23 protein-coding genes and 1 pseudogene are annotated in these 23,105 nt (G+C 52.3%); 18 read left to right on the forward strand and 6 right to left on the reverse strand.

The annotated features are described in order from the left end of the window. Genes ACTUJZ_RS09855 through ACTUJZ_RS09865 form a run of 3 tightly spaced genes read left to right on the forward strand, consistent with a single transcriptional unit; the run spans window position 1 to window position 2,740 of the window. Window positions 1-1,398, forward strand: coding sequence for an AlkA N-terminal domain-containing protein (locus ACTUJZ_RS09855; RefSeq protein WP_463636138.1), 1,398 nt, complete (start codon window positions 1-3; stop codon window positions 1,396-1,398). Next, window positions 1,395-1,859 (forward strand): methylated-DNA--[protein]-cysteine S-methyltransferase, encoded by a 465-nt coding sequence (locus tag ACTUJZ_RS09860; protein WP_463636139.1) that lies wholly within the window; start codon window positions 1,395-1,397, stop codon window positions 1,857-1,859. Before ACTUJZ_RS09855 ends, ACTUJZ_RS09860 begins: the two co-directional genes overlap by 4 nt. Beyond that, entirely contained in the window at window positions 1,850-2,740 is an 891-nt protein-coding gene (locus ACTUJZ_RS09865) for a DMT family transporter (protein WP_463636140.1), read from the forward strand. The genes ACTUJZ_RS09860 and ACTUJZ_RS09865 overlap by 10 nt, the downstream gene beginning before the upstream one ends. Here ACTUJZ_RS09865 and ACTUJZ_RS09870 read toward each other — a convergent pair. Next, window positions 2,737-4,158, reverse strand: a complete 1,422-nt coding sequence (locus tag ACTUJZ_RS09870; protein WP_463636141.1) for a sensor domain-containing diguanylate cyclase — start codon at window positions 4,156-4,158, stop codon at window positions 2,737-2,739. The two genes, ACTUJZ_RS09865 and ACTUJZ_RS09870, sit on opposite strands and share 4 nt — an antisense overlap. A 207-nt stretch (window positions 4,159-4,365) precedes the next feature. Here ACTUJZ_RS09870 and glmU point away from each other — a divergent pair, with 207 nt between their 5' ends. The 10 genes from glmU to ACTUJZ_RS09920 all read left to right on the forward strand — a co-directional run bounded on the left by glmU (window position 4,366) and on the right by ACTUJZ_RS09920 (window position 14,639). Further along, window positions 4,366-5,727 (forward strand): bifunctional UDP-N-acetylglucosamine diphosphorylase/glucosamine-1-phosphate N-acetyltransferase GlmU, encoded by a 1,362-nt coding sequence (glmU, locus tag ACTUJZ_RS09875; RefSeq protein WP_463636142.1) that lies wholly within the window; start codon window positions 4,366-4,368, stop codon window positions 5,725-5,727. Window positions 5,728-5,830: 103 nt separating this feature from the next. After that, entirely contained in the window at window positions 5,831-6,868 is a 1,038-nt protein-coding gene (locus tag ACTUJZ_RS09880; RefSeq protein WP_463636143.1) for a Gfo/Idh/MocA family oxidoreductase, read from the forward strand. Window positions 6,869-6,929: 61 nt separating this feature from the next. Next, window positions 6,930-7,706 (forward strand): DeoR/GlpR family DNA-binding transcription regulator, encoded by a 777-nt coding sequence (locus tag ACTUJZ_RS09885; protein WP_463636144.1) that lies wholly within the window; start codon window positions 6,930-6,932, stop codon window positions 7,704-7,706. Window positions 7,707-7,710: 4 nt separating this feature from the next. Further along, on the forward strand, window positions 7,711-9,543 hold the full coding sequence (gene glmS, locus ACTUJZ_RS09890; protein ID WP_463636145.1) for a glutamine--fructose-6-phosphate transaminase (isomerizing): 1,833 nt from the start codon (window positions 7,711-7,713) through the stop codon (window positions 9,541-9,543). Between the two features lie 235 nt (window positions 9,544-9,778). Then, window positions 9,779-9,982: a tyrosine-type recombinase/integrase gene (locus ACTUJZ_RS09895; protein WP_463636146.1), complete on the forward strand. Its 204-nt coding sequence runs from the start codon at window positions 9,779-9,781 to the stop codon at window positions 9,980-9,982. 68 nt (window positions 9,983-10,050) lie between these two features. Then, window positions 10,051-10,707: a hypothetical protein gene (locus tag ACTUJZ_RS09900; RefSeq protein WP_463636147.1), complete on the forward strand. Its 657-nt coding sequence runs from the start codon at window positions 10,051-10,053 to the stop codon at window positions 10,705-10,707. Window positions 10,708-10,730: 23 nt separating this feature from the next. Next, window positions 10,731-11,984 carry a DUF3644 domain-containing protein gene (locus ACTUJZ_RS09905; RefSeq protein WP_463636148.1) on the forward strand — a complete coding sequence of 418 codons (1,254 nt, stop codon included), beginning with the start codon at window positions 10,731-10,733 and terminating at the stop codon, window positions 11,982-11,984. A 69-nt stretch (window positions 11,985-12,053) separates the two neighbouring features. Continuing rightward, window positions 12,054-12,497 (forward strand): hypothetical protein, encoded by a 444-nt coding sequence (locus ACTUJZ_RS09910; RefSeq protein WP_463636149.1) that lies wholly within the window; start codon window positions 12,054-12,056, stop codon window positions 12,495-12,497. 180 nt (window positions 12,498-12,677) lie between these two features. Then, window positions 12,678-13,346, forward strand: a complete 669-nt coding sequence (locus tag ACTUJZ_RS09915; RefSeq protein ID WP_463636150.1) for a hypothetical protein — start codon at window positions 12,678-12,680, stop codon at window positions 13,344-13,346. 786 nt (window positions 13,347-14,132) lie between these two features. Next, window positions 14,133-14,639, forward strand: coding sequence for a WD40 repeat domain-containing protein (locus ACTUJZ_RS09920; RefSeq protein WP_463636312.1), 507 nt, complete (start codon window positions 14,133-14,135; stop codon window positions 14,637-14,639). Window positions 14,640-14,675: 36 nt separating this feature from the next. Here the strand turns inward: ACTUJZ_RS09920 and ACTUJZ_RS09925 are convergent. After that, window positions 14,676-14,849, reverse strand: a pseudogene (locus ACTUJZ_RS09925) (DUF6435 family protein). A gap of 188 nt (window positions 14,850-15,037) precedes the next feature. Here ACTUJZ_RS09925 and ACTUJZ_RS09930 point away from each other — a divergent pair. The 5 genes from ACTUJZ_RS09930 to ACTUJZ_RS09950 all read left to right on the forward strand — a co-directional run bounded on the left by ACTUJZ_RS09930 (window position 15,038) and on the right by ACTUJZ_RS09950 (window position 19,292). Further along, on the forward strand, window positions 15,038-15,994 hold the full coding sequence (locus ACTUJZ_RS09930; protein WP_463636151.1) for a mechanosensitive ion channel family protein: 957 nt from the start codon (window positions 15,038-15,040) through the stop codon (window positions 15,992-15,994). A 170-nt stretch (window positions 15,995-16,164) separates the two neighbouring features. Next, window positions 16,165-16,503, forward strand: coding sequence for a hypothetical protein (locus ACTUJZ_RS09935; protein WP_463636152.1), 339 nt, complete (start codon window positions 16,165-16,167; stop codon window positions 16,501-16,503). 491 nt (window positions 16,504-16,994) lie between these two features. Beyond that, window positions 16,995-17,429, forward strand: a complete 435-nt coding sequence (locus ACTUJZ_RS09940) for a YeeE/YedE family protein (RefSeq protein WP_463636153.1) — start codon at window positions 16,995-16,997, stop codon at window positions 17,427-17,429. A gap of 11 nt (window positions 17,430-17,440) precedes the next feature. Beyond that, complete coding sequence (locus ACTUJZ_RS09945) at window positions 17,441-17,863, forward strand: DUF6691 family protein (protein WP_463636154.1); 423 nt, start codon at window positions 17,441-17,443, stop codon at window positions 17,861-17,863. A gap of 43 nt (window positions 17,864-17,906) precedes the next feature. After that, complete coding sequence (locus ACTUJZ_RS09950) at window positions 17,907-19,292, forward strand: MBL fold metallo-hydrolase (RefSeq protein ID WP_463636155.1); 1,386 nt, start codon at window positions 17,907-17,909, stop codon at window positions 19,290-19,292. Between the two features lie 117 nt (window positions 19,293-19,409). Here ACTUJZ_RS09950 and nagA read toward each other — a convergent pair whose 3' ends face one another. From nagA to zntR, 4 genes are all read right to left on the reverse strand, one after another. Next, window positions 19,410-20,534, reverse strand: a complete 1,125-nt coding sequence (nagA, locus tag ACTUJZ_RS09955) for an N-acetylglucosamine-6-phosphate deacetylase (protein ID WP_463636156.1) — start codon at window positions 20,532-20,534, stop codon at window positions 19,410-19,412. Continuing rightward, entirely contained in the window at window positions 20,531-21,415 is an 885-nt protein-coding gene (locus ACTUJZ_RS09960; protein ID WP_463636157.1) for a glucosamine kinase nucleotide-binding domain-containing protein, read from the reverse strand. Before ACTUJZ_RS09960 ends, nagA begins: the two co-directional genes overlap by 4 nt. 100 nt (window positions 21,416-21,515) lie before the next feature. Then, window positions 21,516-22,646 carry an SO_0444 family Cu/Zn efflux transporter gene (locus tag ACTUJZ_RS09965; protein ID WP_463636158.1) on the reverse strand — a complete coding sequence of 377 codons (1,131 nt, stop codon included), beginning with the start codon at window positions 22,644-22,646 and terminating at the stop codon, window positions 21,516-21,518. Next, window positions 22,643-23,068 (reverse strand): Zn(2+)-responsive transcriptional regulator, encoded by a 426-nt coding sequence (gene zntR / locus ACTUJZ_RS09970; protein ID WP_463636159.1) that lies wholly within the window; start codon window positions 23,066-23,068, stop codon window positions 22,643-22,645. The genes ACTUJZ_RS09965 and zntR overlap by 4 nt, the downstream gene beginning before the upstream one ends. Between the last annotated feature and the right edge of the window lie 37 nt (window positions 23,069-23,105).

The following is a 23,105-nucleotide window of genomic DNA, read 5'->3' on the forward strand; positions in this document are numbered from 1 at the left end:
ATGCCCGCACTGAGCGCTGATGATCCGCGCTGCGCTGCCTTTCGCCAGGCCCGGCTAAGCCGCGATGTGCGCTTTGACGGCGCATTTTTTGTAGCGGTAACCAGTACGGGTATATTTTGCCGGCCAGTGTGCCCGGCGCGCGTGCCCCAAGAACAGCATGTGCAATATTTTTGTCTGGCTGCCCAAGCTATGCAGGCTGGGTTTCGGCCCTGTTTACGCTGTCGGCCGGATAGCGCACCCGCTTCCCCAGCCTGGCGTGGGGTGGGCACCACAGTACAGCGTGCGCAGCATTTACTGGCTGCCCAGCCAGCACAGCCGGTGCAGCAGATTGCAGCCCGGCTAGGCATCAGCTCACGCTATCTGCATCAGTTGCTGACCCGCGAAATCGGTGTGGCCCCCAAACAATTACAATTGTTTAATCAACTATTGCTGGCCAAACAACTATTACAACAAACCAGCTTGAGCATTACCGATGTTGCAGCCGCCTGCAGTTTTCGTTCTGCCCGGCGCCTGCAACATTTGCTACGCCAGCACTGGCAGCTCAGCCCAACCCAATTAAGGAAACATTTTGTGACAACCTCGGTTTCTGCTGCAACCCAGCTGTTTATTGCCTGTCGCCAGCCTTATAACTGGCCGCAGGTGCAACGCTTTTTACGCCTGCATGCCATCGACGCGGTGGAGCAATTTACCGCCGATTCCTACGCCCGCGCATTTTGCTGGCAGGGCAGCGATGGCCATATTCTGGCTCGCTATGATAAGACTGCCGGCGGGTTTCAGGTCACCCTGCATCTGGATAACCCGGCTTTTATCCAACCCGTGCTGGCCAATCTGCGGCGCATGCTGGATACCGATACCGACCCGCAACTGATCCACACAGCACTGACTAACAGCGGTCTGCCAGAAGCGCACATCATGCCCGGCTTGCGCTTACCCGGCACCTGGGACCCTTTTGAAGCAGCCTGCCGGGCGGTGGTGGGCCAGCAAATATCCATGAAAGCCGCGGTGACCTATGCCAACCAGCTGGCAGAACGGGTGGATGCCAGCAATGCCTATGGCATAGTTTTTCCTGATGCGGCCAGTGTACTGGCCCAGCCGGTGGATTTTTTACGCATGCCGGCCACCCGCCAGCATACCCTGCGCCGGCTGGCCGAGGTCTTTGCCGACAATCCGACACCCAGCCGCGAAGCACTGCTGGCGGTTAAAGGCATTGGCCCCTGGACCTGTGACTACTGGCAACTTCGCGGGCATAATGCCTGCGATATTTATTTACACAGCGATCTGGTGGTGCGCAATACCGCCAACGACTATGCCCTGACCCCGGCTGCTGCTGCCCCCTGGCGCAGTTATCTGACCCTGCAACTGTGGGAAGTGGCATTACAACAACGAGCAGCAACATGATCTACACCCAATCTTTGGCCAGCCCTTTTGGCCCATTACAAGTGTGTGCCAGTCCCGAAGGGGTAACGGCTGTACATTTTTGTGAGCAGCCAGCACCAGCAGCGCCCAATGCCATCACCCGGCAGGCCTGTGAGCAGCTTGAGGCTTACTTTGCCGGCACCCTGCAGGATTTTTCCGTGCCACTGGCAGCCACCGGCACTGCCTTTCAGCAACAGGTATGGCGCGCCTTGCAAGAGGTTGGCTACGGCACTACCACCAGTTATGGCGCGATTGCCCATGCTATCGGCCGGCCCAAAGCCATGCGTGCGGTGGGCCTGGCCAATGGGCGCAACCCCATTGCCATCATTGTGCCCTGCCACCGCATTATCGGGGCCAATGGTAAACTGACCGGCTATGCTGGCGGCCTGACGCGCAAAGCCGGCTTACTGGCGCTGGAAAAAGCAGGTTTACCATGCCAGTAAAAGATGCGCTGGCTTTGATATTGTTGGGCGCAATTTGGGGCGCCTCATTTTTATTTATGCGGGTAGCCGCGCCGGAGTTTGGCGTATTTGCGCTGGTGGAAGTGCGCACTGTGCTGGCCACGCTGGTGTTATGGCCGGTGCTGCTGCTCAAACGTCAGGCCGGCGATGTGCGGCGCTTTTTCTGGCCTATTTGCGCCATCGGCGCCATCAACACCGCCATCCCGTTTGCGCTGTTTAATTTTGCCAGCCTGCACTTAGAAGCCGGGGTGAATGCGATTTTAAATGCCACCGCGCCAATGTTTGGTGCACTGGTGGCTTTTGTCTGGTTACAGGAACGCTTATCCAAACTGGCGGTAGCCGGGCTGGGATTGGGCTTTGCCGGGGTGCTGGTGATCAGCGAACAAAAAGTGCAGGGCGGTACGGTCTCGCTCTGGCCAATTGTGGCTGCCTGCACCGCTACGCTGTGTTACGGGCTGGCCGCGTATATGATGAAACGCTGGTTGCTGGGCGCTAAGCCACTGGCGGTGGCCGCCGGCAGCCAGGCGATGGCCTCTGTTCTCTTACTACCGCTGGCTATCTGGCACTGGCCGGCGACCTTACCGGGCCAGGCGGCGTGGGCCAATGCGATTGCGCTGGCGGTGGCAGGCACCGGCATTGCCTATATTTTGTATTTTCATCTAATTGCCGCCATCGGCCCAGCCAAAGCCATCACGGTGGCCTATCTGGTGCCACTGTTTGGTATTATCTGGGGCGTGGTCTTTTTGCACGAAACCTTGTCCGGCCAGACTTTGGGGGGTGGCGCGGCCATTCTGGCTGGGGTGGCCATGACCACCGGCCTTATCAGCCGCTGGCGACGCCCGCGGGCGGTGGTCTCGGGTTAGCTGGCCAGCTGCATACGAACCAGGTTATAGCCATCATGCTGAGCCTGGTACAGCGCATCTTCAGCATGGGCTGCCACAATAGCCAGCGGCCGGTGGGTAGCGGTAAACGACACGCCTAGCGAGGCGGTCAGGGTCAGTTGTAATGCGCGCTGAACCGGCGGCAGCTGGCTGATTTCATCGCGTAGCTGTTCGGCCAGACTAAAAGCTTCATGAGGACCGGTATCCGGCAGTAGCAAAATAAACTCCTCACTGCTCCAGCGCCCGATCACATCCACCTCGCGCAGCCGGGAATGTAAAAAGTTGATGACATGCTGCTGAATATCATCGGCGGTGGCACGGCCATAGGTATCCGCCAGCATGGCAAAATGGTCGATATCGATGACCACCACACTGACTGAATGATGATTATCCAGGATCTTGTTGTACGCCTGCTCGGTTTGATTGCGATCCGGCAAGCGCGCAGCGTGTGGCAGTACCACATCGGCATGTAAATTTTTGCGAAAATAATACAGCAGGTGATAAATCACAAAAAACAGTGCAAAGACCACCGCCAGCAACACCAGCACACTGGCGATAAACCCTTTGGAAATCGCGGTTTGGCGCTTATCCAGCGGACTTAGCAGATACACCGTCCAGTCAAACTGGTCGAGGCCCACCTCGGCCACCAAAAAGGTTTCATTGTGCATATCAATCAGCTGGTTGTTCAGGTCACGCTGGGCCTGGGCTTCTTCAGGCAGAGCACTGAACCAGCTTAGCTCGGTCAGGTGGGTAAACTGGGAGTGGCGCGCCACCAAACTGGCATCTGAAGAGAGCATGATGTTGTCGTGCTGGTCAACAATAAAAAAGTCATAGCCGTATTCGTGTTTATAGGATTCAAACACCTCTAAAAAGCGGCTCAGGCTCTGGCCCACACCAAAAAAACCTAAAAATTCGCCGTTGGCATCGAAAATTTTCAGGTCCATATAAATATGGGTGTCTTCCCATTTACCGATGTCGGCCACCACCCGCTGCGGGCGGTTTTTGTATTTAAAATACCAGTTCACCTGGCCTTCAATCAGCGCAATAGACTGACCATCCGACAAATACTGCTGGCGGGCACGCTCACTGGCCACAAAAAAGCGTAAATCAAATTCTTGTTCCAGCCGGCTCAGCATGGCCAGGGTGCGGGTTTTATCCAGCTCTGGTGCTTCCATCAGCGCCAGTAATTCCTGTGACTGGCTTAAGGCCTGCGCAATGTGCAACGGCTTAAGGATCTCTTCAGCAATCAGGGTAAAAGCCGGGGTGAGGGATTGTTGCTGAGCGCGGCTTTGTTCGGCCACCATATTGGAGATGGTAAAATGCACCAGTGCCACAATGGCAACCACCACCACTAAAAACAACACTAAAATGCTGCGATGCAGGGATCTGAAGGCTCTCAAACTGATGCATGCTCCTTTGCAAGAGGGGAACAGTGGCTATGGATACCTGCCACCGGACCAAAGTATATCGATTTGTGGCCAGCCCGCCTAGGATTTTGCCGCGATTAAACAAAAACCGCCGCGCTGCGTAATGATACGCTGACTAATGCAGTTGGCTTAGTTACACTACCTCCATTTTAGCTCGCAACTAACATTTAAGGATACTTCATGGCATTTTCGGTTGTTGTTCTGGCCGCGGGAAAAGGAACCCGCATGAAATCATCTTTGCCAAAAGTGCTGCACCCCATCGGGGGCCTGCCCATGGTGCAGCGTATTATCAATACGGTGGAAGACATGCAGGCCAATGCGGTGCATTTGGTCTACGGCCATGGCGGCGACCAACTGCAGGCCAGCATTAGCGGCCAGAATCTTAACTGGTGCTTACAGGCCGAGCAACTGGGCACCGGCCATGCGGTCCAGCAAGCCGCGCCCCATGTAAAAGACGATGAAGATGTGCTGATTTTAGTGGGCGATGCCCCGTTGATCACTGCTGAAACCCTGCAGCGTCTGGTTCAGGTAAAAGCAGAGTGTGACCTGGCCCTGCTGACGGTGGAGCTGGATGACCCCACCGGGATGGGGCGTATTGTACGGGCAGACAACGGCAACATCAGCGCCATTGTGGAACACAAAGATGCCAGCGATACGCAGCGCCAAATCCGTGAAATCAACACTGGCATGATGATGATGAGTGGCGCCGATCTCAAACGCTGGTTGGGCGAACTGAACAACGACAATGCCCAGGGCGAATACTATCTGACTGACGTGATTGCCATGGCCGCGGCCGAGGGCAAAACCATCCAGGCAGCGCAACCGGTGGACCCGGTGGAAGTGGAAGGGGTGAATAACCGTATTCATCTGGCCAAGCTGGAGCGCGCTTTGCAACATCGTCAGGCCAATGCGCTGATGACCGACGGCGCTACCCTGGCCGATCCGTTGCGCGTAGATATTCGCGGTACCGTCACCACCGGCCAGGATGTGTTTGTGGATGTGAATGTGGTATTCGAGGGCACAGTGACACTGGGCAATAATGTCATCATCGGCCCGAACTGTGTGCTGAAAAACTGCCAGATTGGTGATGGCGCGGTGATTGAAGCCAATAGTATTGTGGAACAAGCGCGGGTGGCAGAACAATGTACTGTGGGCCCGTATGCACGGCTGCGCCCGGGCGCGGTGATGCACAAAGGCGCCAAAGTGGGCAACTTTGTGGAAATGAAAAAAGCCACGCTGGGCGAGGGCGCCAAGGCTAATCATTTAACCTATTTAGGCGATGCTACTGTGGGCGCCGGCGCCAACATCGGCGCGGGTACCATCACCTGTAATTATGATGGGGCCAATAAATCACAGACGGTGATTGGCGAAAATGCCTTTATCGGTTCTAACTCATCACTGGTAGCGCCGGTAGAAATTGGTGCCAATGCCACGGTGGGGGCGGGCAGTACCATCACCAGCCGGGTGGATGACAATGCCCTGGCGGTGGCCCGCGGGCGCCAGCGCAATATTGCCAACTGGCCACGCCCCAGCAAAAAATAATCTTCTTAGCCGGTTTTTATCACCGGCTTTTTCTTGCCTTCCCGGTGTGGCTTGACTACATCTACCAGATAGCCACACTCTTTTTCGATACAGGAATGTGTGTATGCTTTCGACGCTGTTAGTCGGTTTTGGCTTTTCTGCCCAGACCTTTCATTTACCTTTTTTACAGGCCAACGCCCAGACTACGATAGGCGGCGTGGTGTCCTCGCGGCCCGACGCGGTGGCAGAGCACCTGCCTGGTGTGCCGGTCTTTGCCAGCCTGGATGAAGCGCTGGCTCAGCAGCAGCCTGACTGGTGTGTGATCACCACCCCCAATACCCTGCACGCCGAACAAGCCCGCCAGTGTTTGCAGGCCGGTGTAGATGTGCTGGTAGAAAAGCCATTCACCCTGTCTGTATCTGATGCCCAGGCATTGGTAGAAGAAGCTCAGCAGGCTGGTCGCCGGCTGCAGGTGTTCCATAACCGACGCTTTGACGGGGATTTTCTGACCATCCAAAAGCTTTTGGCCGAGCATCAGTTGGGTAGCGTGCGTCGCATGGTGAGCCGTTTTGACCGCTTCCGGCCACATCCACGCAATCGCTGGCGCGAAAATGCCGGGCCCGGGGCGGGTATTTTTTGGGATCTGGGGCCGCATTTGGTCGATCAGTGCGTGCAGCTATTCGGCCTACCGTTGTCTGTGCAAGCCAGTATCCGGGCGCTGCGCGATAACAGCCAAAGCGATGATTGTTTTGAAGTATGCCTGGATTATGCCGACAAACAGGTGGTGTTGGGCAGCTCGCCGTTTCAGGCCGGCCCCACCTTGCGTTTTGATGTGCAGGGCACCTCCGGCAACTACCGCAAGTACAACTTAGATCCGCAGGAAAACCAACTGCGCGCCGGTACCTCACTAGATGACCCGGCCTGGGGCAAAGAGCCGCGTACCGATTATGGCTGCTTGTTTAGCGCCGACGGGGCCTTTGAACAGCCCACCGAGCGCGGCGACTACCGGGCCTTTTACCGGAGTCTGATTGACCATTGTGTGGCCGGTACACCATCGCCATGTGATGCTCGCAGTGTACTGCCAGTGATGCAAATCATGGCGGCTGCACGAGCCAGTGCAGACGAAAACAAAACCATTTTCTTACAAAATAATCCAAATTAAATTGCAGTTCGTAAGAATTTTCGATTTAATAACTTTCAGTTTGAAATAATAAGTTTCGTTGATGCAAAAACGCAATACCCAACAACGCCGTCAGGCCATTGTCGAGTGGGTCAACCGGGAAGGTCAGGTGCAGGTGGAAACCCTGGCCGGCGAATTTACCACCTCTGAGGTGACCATTCGCAAGGATCTGACTGTGCTGGCCGAGCAGGGTCTGCTGGTACGCCAGTTTGGCGGCGCAGCCCCGTTACCGGTACCGGCTGACAGCACCGCCGGCCAAACCCGGGTGTCACAGCAAAAAACGGCTATCGGTAACGTGGCAGCTGGGTTGCTGGCCAATAACACGCGGCTATTGTTGGACAGTGGCAGTACCACAGCGTCGCTATTGCCGCATCTGGCCCGGCTATCGCGCCTGGTGGTCATGACTAATTCGCTCCATGCCGCGAATTATCTGACCCAGCAGGATAATGAGCCAACAGTGCTGATGACCGGCGGCACCTGGGACGCGCAATCGCAGTCGTTTCAGGGCCATATGGCCGAACAGCTGGTACAGGCCTACAGCTTTGACTTTGCTTTTATCGGCGCCTCGGGGCTGGATGTCGAGCGGGGCACCACAACGTTTAATGAATTGACCGGTTTAACCCAGACCATGGCGCAAGCCGCCTCCAAAGTGGTCATCATGGCCGAATCGGGCAAGTTTGCGCACAAAATGCCTAACCTGGAATTGCCCTGGCAGAGCATAGCGTATCTTATCACCGATGAGCACATCGACCCGGATACCAAACAACAAATTGAGCAGCAGGGTGTAACGGTACTGACCGCCAGCCCGGATGGAGAGTAAGATTATGTGTGGAATTGTTGGCGCTGTCGCCGAACGTAATGTCGTAGAAATTTTATTGGAAGGCTTAAAGCGCCTGGAGTACCGCGGTTACGACTCGGCCGGCGTGGCCCTGTTGCAGCAGGATGGTAGCCTGCAGCGCCTGCGCCGCACCGGCAAGGTGCAGGAGCTGGCCGATGCGGTTAGTCAGCATGGTGCGCCGGGCAGTACCGGTATTGCCCACACCCGCTGGGCCACCCATGGTGGGGTGACTGAAGACAATGCTCACCCGCACATGTCTAACGAGCGGGTTGCAGTGGTGCACAACGGCATCATCGAAAACTACCTCGACTTAAAAGAACAGTTAAGCGCCAAGGGGTATACCTTTACCAGCGACACCGACACCGAAACCATCGCCCACACAGTGGATCACGAGCTGCAACAGGGCGCAACGTTGTTGTCAGCTGTGCAGCGTGCGGTGAGCCAGTTTCACGGTGCCTACGGCACAGTGATCATGGACCGCGAAGATCCGTCCAAAGTAGTAGTGGCCCGCTCGGGCAGTCCGCTGGTGATTGGCTTAGGCTTAGGCGAAAACTTTATTGCCTCAGACCAGATGGCGCTGCTGCCTGTCACTCGTCGCTTTATCTTTTTGGAAGAAGGCGATGTGGCTGAAGTGAGCCGCCGCGAAGTACTGATTTTTGATAAGGACGGTGCGCCGGTTGAGCGTGAAATCATCGAATCAAACATTGAGCACGATGCCGGGGATAAAGCCGGGTACCGCCACTATATGCTCAAAGAAATTCACGAGCAGCCTACCGTGGTACGTAATACCTTGAAAGGTCGCCTGGATGAGCATGGCCTGATGGGCAATATTTTTGGTGAGCAGGCGGTGGAGATCCTGGCCCAGGTCAAACATGTGCAAATCATTGCCTGTGGTACCAGCTACCATGCCGGCATGACTGCGCGCTATTGGCTGGAGCACTATGCCAATGTATCGTGTGGCGTGGAGATTGCCTCAGAATTTCGCTATCGCAAATCCGTGGTGCATGAAAACAGCCTGCTGGTGACCATCTCACAATCCGGCGAAACTGCCGACACCCTGGCCGCTCTGCGTCTGGCCAAAGATTTGGGTTACATGGCCAGCCTGACCATCTGTAATGTGCCTGGCTCGTCGCTGGTGCGCGAATCCGACATGGCCTTTATGACCAAGGCCGGTGCCGAAATTGGCGTGGCCTCGACCAAAGCCTTTACCACCCAGCTCACTGCCTTTTTGATGCTGACCCTGGCCATTGGCGAGCACAACGGCATCTGCAGCGACGATAAAGCACAGATCGTGCGCGCGCTGCACAGCCTGCCAGCCAAGCTGGAAGAAACCCTGACCATCAGCGAAGGTATCGAAGATCTGGCCGAAGAATTTGCTGACAAAAACCACAGTCTGTTTTTGGGTCGCGGTGACCAGTATCCCATCGCCATGGAAGGAGCGCTCAAGCTTAAAGAGATCTCCTACATTCACGCCGAAGCTTATGCCTCGGGTGAGCTTAAGCACGGCCCGCTGGCGCTGATTGACGAAGAAATGCCAGTCATCGTGGTAGCGCCAAACAACGAATTGCTGGAAAAGCTCAAATCCAATGTGGAAGAAGTGCGCGCCCGCGGCGGCCTGATGTATGTGTTTGCCGATAAAAATGCCAAATTTAAAGGCGACGACACCATGCGGGTCATCAATGTACCGCACTGCGAGCCTGCTATCGCGCCCATCGTGTACACCCTGCCATTGCAGCTGCTGTCATACTATGTGGCACTGATCAAAGGCACCGATGTGGATCAGCCCCGCAACCTGGCCAAGTCGGTGACAGTGGAATAAGCACAGAGTATAAGGCGCCTCTTTTTGTAAGGGAGAGGCGGTTGAATTGCCGAGATCTAAAGAGGGTCATAGTGGCGAAGGCTACTATGGCTCTTTTTTGTAGGAGGCAGCCAGACGTTTCTTTATTGTCTTCAGGTATCAAGGAGGCGAGGGGGCTGCGTTGGCTGTGGACAGGCTTCATATAGTTAGAGTGGAATAGTCCGCTAAAGACAAACAGCGGACCCTAGGCCTATTAATGGCTGGCTTCAATATCAACGCCGCCTGTAATGTGTTTCGTCATTCAGCAGCAACACACATGCTCAGCAATGGTGCTAACCTTCGCCAGATTCAAGAATATCTAGGCCATGCAGACCTTTCTACTACGCAGGTGTACACGCATATAGTGCAGAGTGAATTGAATGAGTCGTATATGCGGTTTCATCCTTCTGCCCGAAATTAAAGTTTGTTGTAGGTTTTTCAGTAAGCTTTTAATATGATTAATTAATTTCCAACAAAAATACGGGCGCTATGCAAAAGGAATTGAACCAAGTTCATGAGCATATGATTAGGTTGGGGAGAGCTGCTCTCTCTCATGCAAACTATCATTCGTGCTTTCATAGTTTCGAAGGTGAGATGTGGGATGAAATGTCAGTGCTTCAAGCGGCACATGCTGCTGAAATTTTTATCAAAGCTAGAATTGCGCAAGAACACCCGTTATTAATTTTCGAAAAAATACCGCGTTCAAATCAAGCTGAGGTTGATATCCTGAGTTTTAAAGACTTGGTGAAAAGTGCGAAAACGTTTTCTTACTTGGACTTACCTGAACGGCTTTGGGCTGCAACAGGGATAAAATTACCTAATCATGAGTTGTATAAATCGTTTGGACAGCTTAGGAATACTATACAACATTTTACCGCGCCTGATGATTGGCCCTGCGATACAAAAACATTTATCTATGAGGTAATCGACCCGTTTATCAATCAATGTTGGGGGCTATATGCAATTGACCATCACGAGGATACTGACAGGTACAACAACATCGTCAATGTTTTAATCTCTAGTGAAACCCCTTTTCTGGTTTCTCCAACGTGTGAATCTGAAATGGGCGGTTGTGAGCAGCTCCTGTCTGGTTGTTCTGACAACTACAAAGCAATTATGGCAGATAAGTTTTCTTGGGATCGTTAGTTGATATAAAAAGTAAGGATACGATGAGTAGATATGAGAAAGTCGATTTGGCGTTCGAATTTTTAACTAGCCGCGAGCGCCAAGGCGAAGCGTTTACCATACGACAACTTGCCGATGCTACTGGATGGAAAGTCGATACATGCAGAACATACCCATCAAAGCGCTGGCATCAATATGTCGAAAGAGATGGGGATCAGTACACAAGTTCAGGTGTTTGCTTTTTAAGCAAAGAAGAATTCAGAGCTGTACATAGCCAAAAGTTACAACAAACGGCAGACATGTCAGCTAAAGGTGTCCTTATTCACAAAGCAAAGGAATTTGCTCTATTAGCAGTTTCAATCTACAACAACCCATACACTGAGTTTAAAACTTACGGCTTTATCGTAAATATAAATATCGCTTTCACCGCGTTGTTCCATGCGATTTTTGAAAAGCGGGGCGTGGACTATTTTCATTACGACCATGGTGGCAATCCAGTCGTGATTGATGGAGATAAGAAGGCATGGGAGCTTTCTGAATGTGTGGACCATTATTGGAGTGGAATAGAAAGCCCCGAAAAAGCAAATCTGAAGTTTTTAATTGGTCTTCGAAACAAAATAGAACATCGTAATTTACCTGCTATCGACTTGGCCGTTGTGGGAGAGTGCCAGTCAGCACTCAACAACTTTGAAGAGATAATTGTCCAAGAGTTTGGTGATGTCCATGCACTAACAACTTCACTTGCTTTTGCCATGCAACTTACACGTATTTCGGAACAAGCCCAAATAGATGCCCTAAAACAATTACAAAAAGAAAACTACAAAGTAGTTAAGGATTACATGGAGACGTATCGTGATGATTTGAGCGACGAAATTGCCCAAAGCCAAAAGTATAGACTTAGAGCTTTTTTGGTTCCCAAGTTAGGCAATCATGCTACATCGTCTGATTTGGCGGTTGAGTTTATCAATGTCAACAGCCTCTCTGAAGAGCAACTTCAAAATTACGAGCAGGCTGTCGCATTTATCAAGGGGGTGGAAAACCCCTTTAAATTAAAGCCTAAACGAGTAGTTGAATTGGTATCTAAGAAGATTCCCTCGTTTAACATGACATTGCATACTAAGTGTTGGAAGTTTTATGAAGCTAGGCCCAGAGAAACTGACAGGACATATGCGGGAGAGCATTCTGCTTATGTAGAGGGTTTCGACGGCTATTTATACTCCATGAAATGGGTTCAGTTCTTGAAAACTGAACTAAAGGATGAAGACAAGTTAGTACAAGTCAAATTGCAGACGATCTGAGCCTGAACTGCGGAGTGCACTTTGAATTGGGTGGAGAAATATCGGGACTTTGATTCCCCAAGAAAAAGAGTGAGTTATTTCCGTAGTCATGTCGTTAACCTTCATCGTGAAAGTTGGGCTTTAAGCGGAGGCATAGACCCTGCAATCCTAGCTGAAATTGAAGAGAGTTTTAAATACGGAAACTTTATTTCCTGTGTGTTGCTGTGCCAATTAGTCATTGAACATTCTTTAGCGCATTCATTTGTACTTACAGAGTATGAGGCTATCGCAACAAAAGGGTTTGCGAAACTCATTGCAGCAGCATTGGCTCATAAAGTCATTGATAGTGATTTGGCTGACCAGTTAACCTCCCTCAGAAAAATGCGAAATCCATACGTGCATCCTAAATTTGAAGATAGTAGCGGTACATATATACGTCGAGTCTTAGATACAAAAGTGGATTACAACGAGTTACCTGTCGCAGATGGTATTGAAGCTATCAGGATCTTGGGAAATTTTATTAATCAACGCTAAATCTGAACAACGACGGTTCATACACGCTTACTAATCTTGAGCTAGAGCGTGCTTATGAAAGTCCCATCCAGCAGCTAGATAATTTTACTTCAGTAAGTTAACCATTTATTTATCGTATTTTGGAAATCCAAAATACTCCATAATATCTACTCGACTTATTCACTACTCGAAGGAAAAAAATTGATAATTGCAATCTCATCTGCTGCTTTAGCGTTGCTCTCACTTTTTTTGAATCTGACTATGAGAAAGATGCAAGAAACAGAAAAACCTACCAAATATATTGGTCTAAATGCTGCCTGTTTAATTGGTATCGTAGCTCTCAACGCTGTAAGCCAAATAAATGCATCGAATGACAGCAAAGAACACAAACGCGCTGTTCTTGAACTCGATACTCTAGCTAAGATAAATCAATACATGATTCCAGCCTCTAAACAGGTTGTAATAATTATCAATAATTACGAAGCGGTACAGGAGTTCCTGTATTTTGAAGAAGCGATAAAGACTAACCCCGACGCCTCTCAATTGCTCAAGCAGCAACAAGATATGATAGTTGGAAAACCGTCATTTATAGAAGTAAAACAGGCACTTGGAGAACTAAAGGGAATCGCAGAACAAGTGCTAGCATTGTCTTTGCAGTACCCTACATTGATTCCAGAAGAAACAGTATCTTGGTCGAAAACCACCCTTGAGATAAAGTTATCCAACCTAAATCAGTTCATTGACCCATATGCGAGATATGAAGGTGAAATATCAAAATCAGTGATTAAATACATGGAAGATACTGGAAGGGCATTTGGTGTATCCGTTGGTAAAGTCAGAGCGATAACCGAAAAGATCACCTCAATCTAAATTAAGATTTGCCGACCATTTAATAGGATCGTAAGTCCGCTGTATCCATACAAACAATGTGCTTTACGATCCAAAACGAACTCCAACCCTAGCTCGTTTTTGGCCATTAAAAAGCTGTAGCGGCCGTCCGCTTCACGTACAAAGCTGCCAAACAACAATAGTCCTAATTCTGACTCCCTGTGGACTTCCCCTCCCCAACTGGTAAAGTTTGGCTGCGCGCTGAGGCAGTCTGTCAGGTGTTATTTTATAAATATAAAGGGATGTATCATCGGTATGAAAGACTTTTGCCGGCTGCGAGCCTTAGTAAGCTGGGCTCGCCTGGGGGTTGGAATGTGGCTTATCAGCTTGTTGATGGGATGTGGCAACGAGCCTGAGATGTTGCAGTCTTCTTCTTTGCACCGCTTTGTTGAGAACCCGGTAGTCTCGGCGGACTTAGCACAAGATGCCTCGTTGATTGCGCTGCTGACCGCGGATCAGCAGGTCAGTGTTTGGAATACGGTGGCGCAACAGCAAGTTCATGCCTGGGGCCCTGAGCGCTTCAACGGCGAAATCACCCGGCTCGTATTATCCGGTGATAAGCAGCGATTGGCGGTGGCCGGGCACTGGAGTGTCAGTTTGCTCAGCATGGTGGATGGCTCGGTCATCACCTCCTGGGATGTGCTGGGATTTCAAGCCAGTGCCACGGTTTCCCGGCTGTTTGTTGATCATACTGGTCACAAAGTGTTGGTCGGTATGACGGATGGGGCGGTATTGTTGGTGGATTTGCGTACTGGCAATGCGCTGAAACTGGACCATCACACCCTGCAGGTCACCCGGCTGGCCTATGCGGGTGACAGCCCGTTTGCATTATCGGGCTCCACCGATAAAAATCTGGCCTACTGGGAAATTGCCAGCGGCGATATCGCATATCAGCACACCTTTCGTTCCAGAATTACTGCGCTGGCAGTGGATGATGCGTCTGATAAGCTGTTTGTGTCTGATGCACTAACCGACCACTGGATTTTGGACAAACACAGCGGCGACAAACTATCAGCATTGTCTTACTTTGAGCGCTTTCGGTTTTTTCGCCACGGGCTGTTTGTTGAAAACGGCCAGTATCTGATTACCACCTCTCCCAAAAATGTTGTCACTCTGTGGGATGCAGCCAGCGGCGATGAGATTACCTCCTGGACCATCAAACGCTATACCGCCAATGCAACCGTGATGGACTTAACCACCAATGCCGCTGGTAATCTGGTGACGTTGAGCTCGGACGGGGTAGTCCAGGAGTGGGATTATCAACAATATCTTTGACCCGAAATACACCCGTGGTGGTTAGGCCAGGCCCACTTACTTCGCTGCTTCTGCCTGCTTGATTTGCTGCTCCAGCTGTTCTGCCTGGGCGGTCAGGGTCGAGTAGGTTTTTATATCGCCATTACGCTGAGCCATCATGGCTTTTTATAATAGCGTGGCGTGTTGCTTTTTTAGCTTTTTGGCCGGGTCGCGTTTGAAAAACGAAAACATGGTCTGTTCCTTTCAAAATGAATAGTTTTATTTTTGATAATAACCTGAAAAGTACGAGATGAGGGTTAAACTCAGGCAATCTGGCTGAGGGGAGCGTGTGATGAGTGACTATTATTTGAACCAACCCTCGCGTACTGCCGTTAATACCTGATACCGACTCCCCCGTTATAGCCAATCAGGGACTGTTTATGGCACACCGAATCTGCGTTTTGTTATTTAGTCTGCTTAGCATGGCGTCCTGGGCGCAGCAGCCGGATGCTGCATCGGATAATAAAAAGACGGTTGAAGATTTATCTCCGCTCCAGACCCTGGAAGAAACAGTCACGGGCATAGTCCACCAGTTTATTGAACATCTGCCGTATCTGTTTGCGGGTGTGGTGGTGATACTGCTGACCTGGCTGATGGCCAATCTGGTCGGAAAACTGGTGCATAAGCTCACCGGCCATATGCGTCAGTCGCTGAGCGAACTGCTGGTGCGCCTGGCGCATATCGGGGTGTGGCTGCTAGGTTTGCTGCTCACTGCCATGGTCATCTTTCCGGGGCTGACCCCGGCCAAGGCGTTGGGCGGGCTCGGGCTGGCGTCGGTGGCTATCGGCTTTGCCTTTAAAGAAATTTTTGAAAACTTTTTTGCCGGTGTGCTGCTGTTGTGGAAATACCCGTTTGAAAAAGGCGACTTTATTGAATGTGAGTCGATTCTAGGCAAAGTGGAACGCATTTCGGTGCGCATGACCACTATCCGAAAAACCAACGGGGAGCTGGTGGTGGTGCCCAATTCGTTTTTGTTTAAAAACGCAGTCAGTGTGCTGACCGACCAGGAGCTGCGCCGTATTACCATCATGACCGGGGTGGCTTATGATGAGGATGCTGATCAGGCCGTCAGCCTGATTGAAAAGACTCTCAAAGACTGCTCGACGGTGGACACCCAAAAACCCATCCAAGTGTTTTTGCACGGCTTTGGTAGCAGCAGTATTGATATTGAAGTGACCTGGTGGACCGGCCCGACGCCGCTGGATCATCGCCGCTCGCGTGGCGAAGTGGTCAGCGCGGTCAAACGTACGCTGGATGATGCCGGTATCGAAATTCCATTCCCGTATCGCACATTAACCTTCAAAGAGCCACTGGTGATGCAGCGCAACAAAGACTGACCGGTAAAAAGCCGGCAGTCGCTTTGTGCTCATGAGTAAAAGGCTGTGGCTGGGGCTGCCTGTTAGGGTGGGGTGTACACATTTTATGCAGGGGCGCTGCTGCCAGTGCACTGACATCAATGCGGTAGGACGTAGACGGATACTCATAACGTGAAAAAGGATACCCACAGATGCAACCGCGCTCTATTATCGCCCCCATGTGCGCCGGAGCCACTTTGCTGGTAAGTAGCGCTAGCCTGGCTAGCGGCGGACCGGCCCAACAGATGGCCGACTTTTTAGCCAACAACCCTGAGTTTGCCAACCAACAAAGCTTTTCGGTGGTGCTGCGTAAAGACAGTACTCAACAAACCGAAACCCTCCTAAGCAAAAATATGCAGCTGTTACCCTTAACTCAAGCGCTACCGGATGGCCAAGCACAACGCTGTACCACCCACCAGGCGGAAATCTGCCTGACTGAGAACCAGGCCAGCCGCACGGTCAAACAAGCCTGTGAGTGTGTGGATCCCTAATGCTATATTGCGGCTGTGAAATGCCATAGCCGCAATACGCCTTTGCAAGTTAGCCCTTCAAGCCTGTATTTGATATCATACCGGATGGCTACGTGATCAACTTTTACTGTACTTCAGGGTATAGCATTTCAAAAGAATGATTCAAAGTGGAGAGGTGTAGTTACACTGAATATCTATGGGTCAGGAAAGGTCGACTCGGTCTCCCAAAGACACTTTACTGTGCATTGCCTTTAACTACCCTGAATATCCAAGTTCGATAATTAAAATCCAATGACCTTGTAAGCCCAAACTCGTATTACCTGTGTTTAAGGCTAGCTCTCTAAAAAGTGAGGGTATTCCACTTCTGCGGTAAAGCAGGGGGGTGATCTAATCCGCCCAGTAAGCACGTTTCAATGGCGAAGATTCGTTCTAAGCATACAGTGATGCAATAAATTGTTGCTAGATTTTATTAGCTAAACAGCAAGATGTGGTTTGCATTGATAGGAGAGCCTATGGATTCCTGGACGTCTACACCATTCGAACCCTGGGCCGGCCTGACGGGCGGCTTGTTAATTGGCATTGCTGTTGTGTTTCTATTATTGGCCATAGGTCGGATTGCTGGGATTTCAGGTATTTCCGCAGGGGCACTGACGCGTCAAGGCCATGAACGGCACTGGCGCCTGGCTTTTTTATGCGGCATGTTACTGGCTCCCATAGTCTATGCACTAGTAGTGGGCCCCTTTCCAGTTCAAACTCAAGTAAATAGTGGGTGGATGGTTTTAGCCGGTTTACTAGTGGGCTTTGGCACCCGCTTGGGCAGTGGGTGCACATCTGGGCACGGAGTTGCTGGTTTAGCGCGTTTATCGCTTCGATCAACGGTTGCCACCTTAGTGTTTTTCGGCGCAGCTGTGCTTACGACCACATTTATTCGTCATCTATTGGGATAAAGGAGGGGGACGTGAAAACACTGTTTGCGGCTTTAGTTAGCGGCGCACTCTTCGGTCTGGGCCTGATTATTTCAGGTATGAGTAATCCGGCCAGAGTTCTCAACTTTCTAGACTGGAGTTCGAATTGGGATCCGACCCTCGCATTTGTAATGGGTGGGGCCGTGGCGGTGGCATTGCCCGGTTTTCATTGGGTGCGACAGCGTTCAAAACCATTATTTAGCAACTCTTTTGACATGCCCACAAGCACCTCAATAGATAAAAAACTTATCGCGGGGGCCTCTATTTTCGGTATTGGGTGGGGGATAGGAGGCTTTTGCCCCGGTCCCAGTTTGGTAGCGCTTACTACCCTGCACACTGATGTGTTGCTGTTCGTTGCAGCAATGTTGGTAGGTATGGTGCTCCATCACTGGCTCGTTCAACGCGGAAGAATTTAACGTCTTATCTTTTTCGTGCAGTTAACCAAATGGAGAGAAAGCAATGAAAGTTCAGCGTATCGAAACTCCGGGTATAGCGCATTATGCCTGGTTGCTGTCAGATGGCGAAGAGGCGCTACTGGTTGATCCCAGCCGTCATGTCCAACCTTATCTGGACGCAGCCCGCCAAGCGGGTGTCAGAATTACTCATATAGCTGAAACACACAGGCAGGAAGATTTTGTAATGGGTTCTGCCTGGTTGGCCAAGCGCACTGGAGCCAAAATCGTCAATGGAGATTTTGCAACATTTGGTCACGGAGACCTTCGGTTACAGGATGGAGACACCTTTCAAATTGGCAACCTTCGTATTGTAGCAATACATACACCCGGTCATACACCTGAAAGTATGTGTTATGCAGTCTACGAGAGTAAACAAGCAGAGACAGCATGGGCAATATTCACAGGCGATACGCTATTTTTTGGTGACACCGGCCGCACAGATTTACCCGATTCGGACAAGTCAGTAGAAAACGCCGAAAAAATTTATGATTCCATTCATCAAAAACTTGCAGGATTAGGGGATACAGCTTTAATCCTGCCTGCACACGGGCCGGGTTCGGTGTGCGGTAGTGGGATGGCAGATCGATCCTGGTCTACATTAGGCGATGAAAAAACCTACAACGATGTTTTTACGCTGTCACGTGCAGAGTTTTCGGCCAAAAAAGGCGGTGAGCGCTTACCTCGCCCTCCTTATTTCAGACAAATGGAAAAAATTAATTTAGACGGTGGGGTGCCTCCTGCAAAACTGTCAGGAGATGTCGCACTTCTGCCAGTAACGGATTTTGCTCGCCAAAGCGATGGAAATCATGTTTACGATACGCGCTTACCAGAAGCATTCGTAGGCGGACATATCCCTGGGAGCTACAGTATTTGGTTAGGCGGGCTGGCTGTTTTTGGTGGGTGGGTAGCCGAAGCAAACCAGCAGATTTTTTTGGTCACAGACCGAGAGTCTGACATCGACCCAGCTGTCCGCCACCTCAGTAATATTGGTATGGACAATATAAAAGGGGCCTTAGCTGGTGGATATGAAGCCTGGCGGGATGCGGGCCAACCATGGGCTCATTGTAATTCTGTATCACCTCGCACCTTGCATGATATAAAAGAGGCTCCCCAGATTTTAGATGTTCGCGAAATTGATGAATTTGAGTCTGGTCACATCCCCAATGCGATGCACTGCTATGTAGGGTATCTGGAAGAAAAAGCTTCAGACTTACCACTAGACAAAAATCGTCCTGTAGTCGTTACCTGTGGTGTGGGGCACAGAGCCGGATTAGCGGTTAGTCTGTTGCTTAAAGCTGGCTATACCCAAGTAAGTAATTTATTGGGAGGTATGAAGGCCTGGAAAGCATTGAATTACCCAGTGGCGAAAGAGAACAAGGCAGATAATTAATAACGAGGGGGGAGTAGCATGCCTCCCCTGCTTCACTTTTGAACCCGCGATGTGTTAAAGCGAGCAACATATGGCTATGAGAAGGGCAGCTGAATCCACGCTTTAAATACGCCAACTTTATATAGAGACAGGTTCGCCATTTTGCCAGCAGGCGGTCACATTCAATGCACTGTCTAACAGTATAAAGTTAGCGGTGGCTCCTGTCTGCAAAGAGCCAATCTCTGGCCGGCCTAAAAAAGCCGCCGGGGTCGAGGTGGCCATGGCCAGGGTGGCGTCCAGCGGTTGGCCAAGGGTAAGATACGTATTGGCAATGGCCTGCTGCATGGTCAGGCAGGAGCCGGCCAGGGTACCATCGGCCAGGCGCAGAGTATTGCCCTGGCGGGTAACCCGGGTGCCCTGGTAGTCAAAATAGTCGGTGTCGCTGGCCGCCGGGCCCATGGCATCGGTAACCAGCATCAGCCGGTCCGCCCCTTTGGCCTGCATGGCCAGCGTCGCGCTGACCGGATGCACATGTTCTAGATCCACAATCAGCCCGCAGAATACGTCTTTTTCATACAAACCACAGCCGACCACGCCGGGCTCGCGACTGGTCAGCGCCGACATCGCATTGTACAGATGAGTAACCCCGGTCGCACCGGCAGCCATGGCGGCACTGGCTTGTTCATAGCTGGCATTGGTATGGCCTAAGCTGACAATCACCCCTTGGCAGACCAGCCAGCGGATTTCCTGTGGCGAGACGGTTTCGGGGGCCACGGTGACCACTACCTGACCCAGATCTTTACGGGTAAATAGCTGTTTTTCAGCTTCGCCCAAACCGCGCACATGGGCGCTGCTGTGCATGCCCTTTTTGGCCTGGCTTAAATGCGGGCCTTCAAAATGAATGCCCACAAAGCGCGCGGGATCGGTTTGATGCATGCTGGCCTGGGTGTCTGCAGCCCGCTGCATAATGGCCAGGTCATCGGTGATGACAGTGGGCAGTACACTGGTGGTGCCATGCACCCGGTGGGCATCGGCCAGAGTCTGCCAGGTGGCCGGGGTGGGCGCGTCATTGACCTGGACCCCACCACCGCCGTTTACCTGCACATCCACCATGCCCGGTGCCACCAGACTATTTAGTACCTGAGCAGCGCCAGCGGTGGTATTGGGTGTGACGCTCACCACCTTGCCATCGGCTACAGCAAAGGTCACATCAGCCAGCAGTGTGTGGCCATCAAAAAACTGCGGTGCAAAAAACTCGGTCATACCCTGCTATCGTCTAAAAGGTGTTGGGCCAGCAGTGTAGCGCCTTCCAGCGGGCTTGCCAAAGCGTCTGAGAGACACTGGCGGCTCACCGGCGCCAGCCAGGGTTGCCAGGCTTGAGCCAGGCCGCCCAGCATGGCGATACGTAGTGGCTGCTGCTGATACAGCTGAGCAATCACCGCGTCCAGATAAGCTGCGCCCTCGCGCAAAAGCGCACAGGCGGCAGGATCCTGGGCGGCTGCGCAGTTAAACACTGAGGGTGCCAGGGCAGCAAACTCGGTCGGTTCGAAAGCTAAACTGGTAGCCACCAGCTGCGCAGGCAAATCGCTGCCCAATTGAGAGACCACGGATTCACACAAAGCATTGGCCGGTTGCATGCCTTCTAAGGTTTGTAAGGTGTGGCGCAAGGCCTGGCGGCCCAGCCAGGCGCCAGAGGCATCATCGCCCAGCACAAAACCGTGTCCGCCCCAGATTTTGATTCCCTGGTCACCGATACAGCAGGCTGAGCTGCCGGTACCGGTGATCACAATTGCGCCGTGTCTGGCGCGATGGGCGCCGGCGCAGGCAATGTGCAAATCGGTGGTAAATTGCACTTGGTGCAGGGGTAGCTGCCAGTGGGAAACCCGTGCCTCGCTGTCGGCCACATTCAGGCCGGCCAGCCCCAACACCGCCGGGATCCGGACAAATTCTGACTCCGGCAGCCCGCTTTGTTGTTGCAGCTTGGTGCAGGCATCAAGCACGGAGGCATAGGCGCGTGTGGCATTAGACGCCGGATTGGCCGGGCCGGTTTCCACATCCAGGGTGCGGCCACTGGCCAGATGCAACAAGCGTGCACGGCAGCGGGTACCGCCGCCATCCATACCAATAACCCAGGGTGATGTCATACCAAATTGCCCGCTGTGAACCAAAGCTGCCAGTGTACCTAGGCTGAAGCCCTGAGGCTACAGCCCAGGGAGGGTACGCTCTATCAAAACGTCCAAGTGGTTACGAACAGCAACTGGCCTGGTCGCCGGATTTATATTTTTCATGTAGCTGGGTGAGCAAATTTTTGGCCATCATCAGCGCCAGCACAATGGCACAGCCGATGTAAATCATCTCCACCAGTGTGTTGTGATGATGCTGACTGCCGGCAGTGACAATCAGATGCTGCCAGTCGAAGGCTGCAATCAGGCTGTTAAGGGCATAGCCTAGGCCAATACTGGCACTGACCACGCTAAATACGTACAACAGTAGCGAGCGCCGGCCCAGCTCTTTGTAAATCATGCCCATGGTCGACACATTGGTGGCCGGCCCGGCCAGCAAAAATACCAGCACTGCACCCGGGGATAAACCAACAGCCAAAAAGCCTACCGCGATTGGAGTGGAGGCGGTGGCGCAGATATACATGGGCACGCCAATCAGCGCCATCACCAGCATGGCCACCCAGCCATCACCCCACTGGGTTAAAAAGTCGGTGGGCACCCAAGTTTGAATGGCTGCCGCCAGGCCCAGGCCCAGTAACAACCACAGCATAATATCTTCCAGCAGCTGGCCACTGGCAAACTGCCACATGGCGCGAGCTTTGCCCGGTGTCTGGCGAGTTTTTACGGTTGGATGATCATGGTCGCAACAGCTGGACTCGGTGGTGGCGGCTTGGGTTTCTGCCGGGGCACTGCAACAACTGCTGGCCGGCGCTTTTGCTGGCTGGACAGCCGGCGTTTCTTCGCCGGCAAACCATTTCACCATGACTCCGGCATACAGCGCGCTTAAAATCGCCGCTACCGGGCGCACGATGGCATACAACGGGCCCAGCAGGGCATAGGACACCGACACCGAATCCACCCCGGTTTCCGGGGTGGACACCAAAAACGACACGGTGGCGGGTTTAGAGGCACCGCTGCGGCGCAGGCCCACCGCCGCCGGGATCACACCGCAGGAACACAAGGGTAGCGGCGCGCCGATCACTGCAGCCTTACCGATGGCACTGTAGCTGGCACTGCCCATATGGCGTTGCAAAATGCTCACCGGCACCAGTTCGTGCATGATGCCGGCCACCATTAAGCCCAGCAGCAACCAGGGTGCGGATTCCACAAACAAGGCGACAAAATTGTCCACCAACAGCAGTACATCATTCATAATGGATCATCCGACTCCAGCAGTTGCAAAATAGAGCAGTGTTGCGCACTTTGCGGCCCACCGCTGCACCGGGTATACAGGCGCTGCAGCGAGCGCTGAATGCGCTCCAGCTCGGCGATTTTTTGGCTGACCATGTCTAACTTGGCTTCGGTGCGCTGTTTTACCTCTTCACAGGTATGGCTGTCGGGCTGCAGTTTCAGCGCCAACAGTTCATGGATCTCATCAAGGGTAAAGCCCACCTGCTTGGCCCGCTGAATAAACAGCAGGCGGCTGCGGTCCTCATCGGCGAACAAGCGATAGCCGCTGGCCGAGCGGCGCGTCGCGGCCACCAGCCCTTTACTTTCGTAAAAGCGAATGGTTTCTACCGACACCCCGGCCGCCTGCGCCAGTTCGCCAATTTTCATCAAGGTCTCTGTGTTCATGCTGCCCAGTATAAACCCTCAAGTAAACTACAGGGTC

The sequence above is a fragment of the Alteromonas sp. WD8-37 genome (assembly GCF_055326825.1).